Source organism: Ruegeria sp. CG11, from assembly GCF_056537245.1.
The window spans coordinates 1-3711 of the sequence record NZ_JBQFRE010000050.1 but is presented as its reverse complement, the minus strand read 5'-3'; the positions used below and the strand labels follow the sequence as shown (position 1 = coordinate 3711).

3 protein-coding genes are annotated in these 3711 nt (G+C 59.9%); all 3 read right to left on the bottom strand.

Annotation, left to right across the window (positions count from 1 at the left end):
* A partial coding sequence (locus ACR0KW_RS24120) for an iron-containing alcohol dehydrogenase (protein WP_480807294.1) occupies positions 1 to 1034 on the bottom strand: 1034 nt, incomplete at its 3' end.
* Positions 1035 to 1101: 67 nt separating this feature from the next.
* Entirely contained in the window at positions 1102 to 2484 is a 1383-nt protein-coding gene (locus tag ACR0KW_RS24115) for an aldehyde dehydrogenase family protein (RefSeq protein ID WP_480807293.1), read from the bottom strand.
* Positions 2485 to 2577: 93 nt separating this feature from the next.
* The coding region (locus ACR0KW_RS24110) for a glutamine synthetase family protein (RefSeq protein WP_480807292.1) at positions 2578 to 3711 on the bottom strand (1134 nt) is incomplete at its 5' end.

Below are 3711 nucleotides of genomic sequence, written 5' to 3'. Positions count from 1 at the left end.
TCGGTCACGCCCAGATCGGACAGTTTGCGCGGGATGCCCAGCGAGTCATTGAACTCCAGCACAAAGGCACGGAACCCGTCATAGCCGCCCTCAATGCGCAGATAGGCGGCGGCCTGCTGGAACCTGTCTGCGATTGCGCTCGCGTTGAACTCCAGCACCGAAGGCATACAGACTGCGTTAGTAGTGCCATGGTGCGTATTAAAATGCGCGCCGACGGGGTGGCTCATGGCGTGGATCGCACCGAGGCCCTTCTGGAAGGCGGTCGCGCCCATCGCCGCCGCGCTCATCATATGGGCGCGGGCTTCGATGTCAGTTCCATCTGCATAGGCACGCGGCAGGTACTCCATCACCAGACGCATCCCCTCCAGCGCGATACCCTGGCTCATCGGGTGGTAATGGGGGCTGGAAAACGCCTCGACGCAATGCGCGAAGGCATCCAGACCCGTACCTGCGGTGATGAATTTGGGCATCCCCACCGTCAGTTCCGGATCGCAGATCACCACGGTCGGCAGAACCTTGGGGTGGAAGATGATCTTCTTGGCGTGCGTCTCGGAATTGGTGATGACGCTGGCGCGGCCCACCTCGGACCCGGTGCCAGCGGTGGTGGGCACCGCGATAATCGGGGCAATGGCATCGGCGTCCGCTCGGGTCCACCAATCGCCGATATCCTCGAAATCCCAAACAGGGCGCGTCTGACCGGCCATGAAAGCGACCATCTTGCCCAAGTCCAACCCTGAGCCACCGCCGAACGCGATCACCCCGTCATGGCCGCCTGCCTTATAGGCCGCGACACCCGCATCGAGGTTCTTTTCGTTCGGGTTCGGGTCCACGTCGCTGAACAATCCTCGTCCCAGGCCGGCGGCCTCCATGATGTCCAGTGTAGCCGTAGTGATCGGCAGGTCGGCCAACCCTTTGTCGGTCACCAGCAGAGGGCGCTTCATCCCTGCAGCAACGCAGGCTTCGGGCAATTCCTTGATACGGCCAGCACCAAACTTGATCGCGGTCGGGTAGGACCAGTTTCCAACAAGTGTCATTTCAGGTTTCCTTTGTAAATTCAGGCCTACTCTGGTGAGGGGGTCAGTTCAGAGCAGGCCGCTGCCCTTAGCCCGTTACCTTTTTCAGGTGGTAGGATTTAGGACGTGTCAGGTTGTGATAGCCGATGACCGAAAGGCCCCCGCCGCGCCCGGTATTCTTGCAACCGGTCCAACAAAGCCCCGGGTCCAGATAGTCGGCGCGGTTCATGAACACGGTGCCGGTTTCGATCTGGTCGCCCACACGCTCCGCTCGGTCTACGTCGCGCGTCCAGAGGCTGGCGGTCAGGCCAAACTCGCTGTCATTCATCAGCGCGATGGCTTCTTCGTCTGAAGACACCTTCATGATGCCGACCACCGGACCAAAGCTCTCATCCCGCATGACCCGCATATCGTGAGTGACATTGGTCAGAATCTGCGGCGTCAGGTAAGCACCGCCATCATCCTCGGCAAAAGTATCGATATGGGCTACGGCTCCGGCTGCGACAGCCTCAGAAACCTGAGCCCGCACCTCATCGGCAAATCGCACATTGGCCATAGGGCCGATCGTCGTCTCAGCGTCCAGCGGGTTGCCCAGTTTGTATCCTTTCACGACCTCAACCGCCTTTACGACGAAATCGTCATAGAGGCTTTCATGCACGTAGATCCGTTCGATCCCGCAGCAGCACTGACCCGAATTGAACATCGCCCCGTCGATCAGAGTATCCACCGCGGCATCCAGATCAGCGTCGTCCATGACATAACCGGGGTCCTTGCCGCCCAACTCGGTGCCAACGCCGGTAAAAGTGCCTGCCGCAGCGCGCTCCATCGCCTGACCGCCGCCGACCGAACCGGTGAAGTTCACGGAGTCAAACGCATTGCCTGCGATCAGGTCATTGGTCACGTCGTGGCTCAGGAACACGTTCTGAAACACGTCTTCTGGCACGCCCGCCGAATGGAAGGCCTGCGCCATGCGCTCACCCACCAGCAAAGTCTGAGTGGCATGTTTCAGGATCACGGTATTCCCTGCAATCAGCGCCGGGGCCACCGTGTTGATTGCGGTCATGTAGGGGTAATTCCAGGGCGCCACCACAAACACCACCCCATGCGGGATGCGCTTGATATAGCGCTTGAAGGTCTCATCCTCACCCACCGCGATATCGGCCAGCGAAGCCTCGGCAATCTCGGCCATATGGCTCGCGCGCTCATTGAACCCGCCGAACTCACCGCCATAGCGCACCGGACGGCCCATCATATGCGCCAGTTCGGGGACGATCTCGTCATTCATCGCACCGATAGCGGCCACGCCTGCCATCACAAGGTCGATGCGCTCCTGTAACGGACGCGCCGCCCAGGCAGGCTGCGCCGCCCGCGTCCGGCCTGCAACCTCAAACGCCGCGTCCCGAGACAACATCTCCCGCTCCGCAAAAACCGATCCATCAATCGGTGAGACACATTTCAACATCTGCCCCATATCCACTCCATTTCCGAAAGAAACAGGATCCCTGCTTCATCTGGCTAAAAATATCCCGGGGAGCGCGAGGGGCTGGCCCCTCGCTCCTACCCTCTAAGCCCGCTCGAACCCGCGAGCAACTTCCCAATCGGTCACCACGCGTTCGAATTCCTCAATCTCGACCTCCGCCGCGCGGGTGTAGTGATCGACCACCTCATCCCCCATGGCCGCGCGCAGCATCTCTGATCCGTGCAATGCGTTGCGTGCATCCTTCAGCGTACCCGGGATCATGCCGGTCTCGCCCTGATAAACGTCTCCCGTGGCCGCTGGTTGCAACTCCAGCCCCTCTTCAATCCCGGCAATCCCGGCGGCCAGCATCCCGGCCATCGCCAGATAGGGGTTCATGTCTGACCCCGGAATCCGGCATTCGGCCCGAACCGCCTTTGTACCGTCACCGCACAGACGGAATCCCGCAGTGCGGTTGTCCACCGACCAGATGATCCGCGTGGGCGCAAAGGTGCCTTTCATGAATCGTTTATAGCTGTTGATATAGGGTGCCATGAAATAGGTATAATCCGGGGCATATTTCAGCAGCCCGGCCATATAGCTTTTCATCAGCACCGACATGCCCAACTCATCCGCCGCGTCATAAAACGCCGGTTGCCCATCGGCCCAAAGCGACTGATGGACGTGCGAGGAACTGCCCACCTTGTCGTGATGCCATTTCGGCAGGAAGGTCGCGGCGTGCCCGTGCTGCCAGGCAATCTCTTTCACTGCGTTCTTGGCAATCGAGTGATACTCGGCCGTTTCCATCGCACCGGCATATTTGATGTTCAGCTCTTCCTGTCCGGTCTCGGCCTCGCCCTTGGAATTCTCGACCGGAATACCTGCATTCCACAGGTGATTGCGGATCGGGCGCATCACGTGCTCTTCCTTGGTGGTCTGCAGGATGTGATAGTCTTCGTTATAGCCCGAGATCGGCTCCAGATCGCGGAAGCCTTCCTTGCGGATCTGGTCAAAGCTCTTTTCGAACAGAAAGAACTCCAACTCGGTGGCGCACATGGCGTCATAGCCCATGGCCTTCAGGCGGTTGACCTGTTTCTTCAGGATCGACCGAGGCGCATGGGGCACCTCTTCATGCGTATGGTGATCCAGAACGTCACACATCACCATCGCAGTGCCTTCCAGCCACGGCACCGGGCGCAGGGTGCTGAGGTCCGGTTTCATGACATAGTCACCGTAACCCCG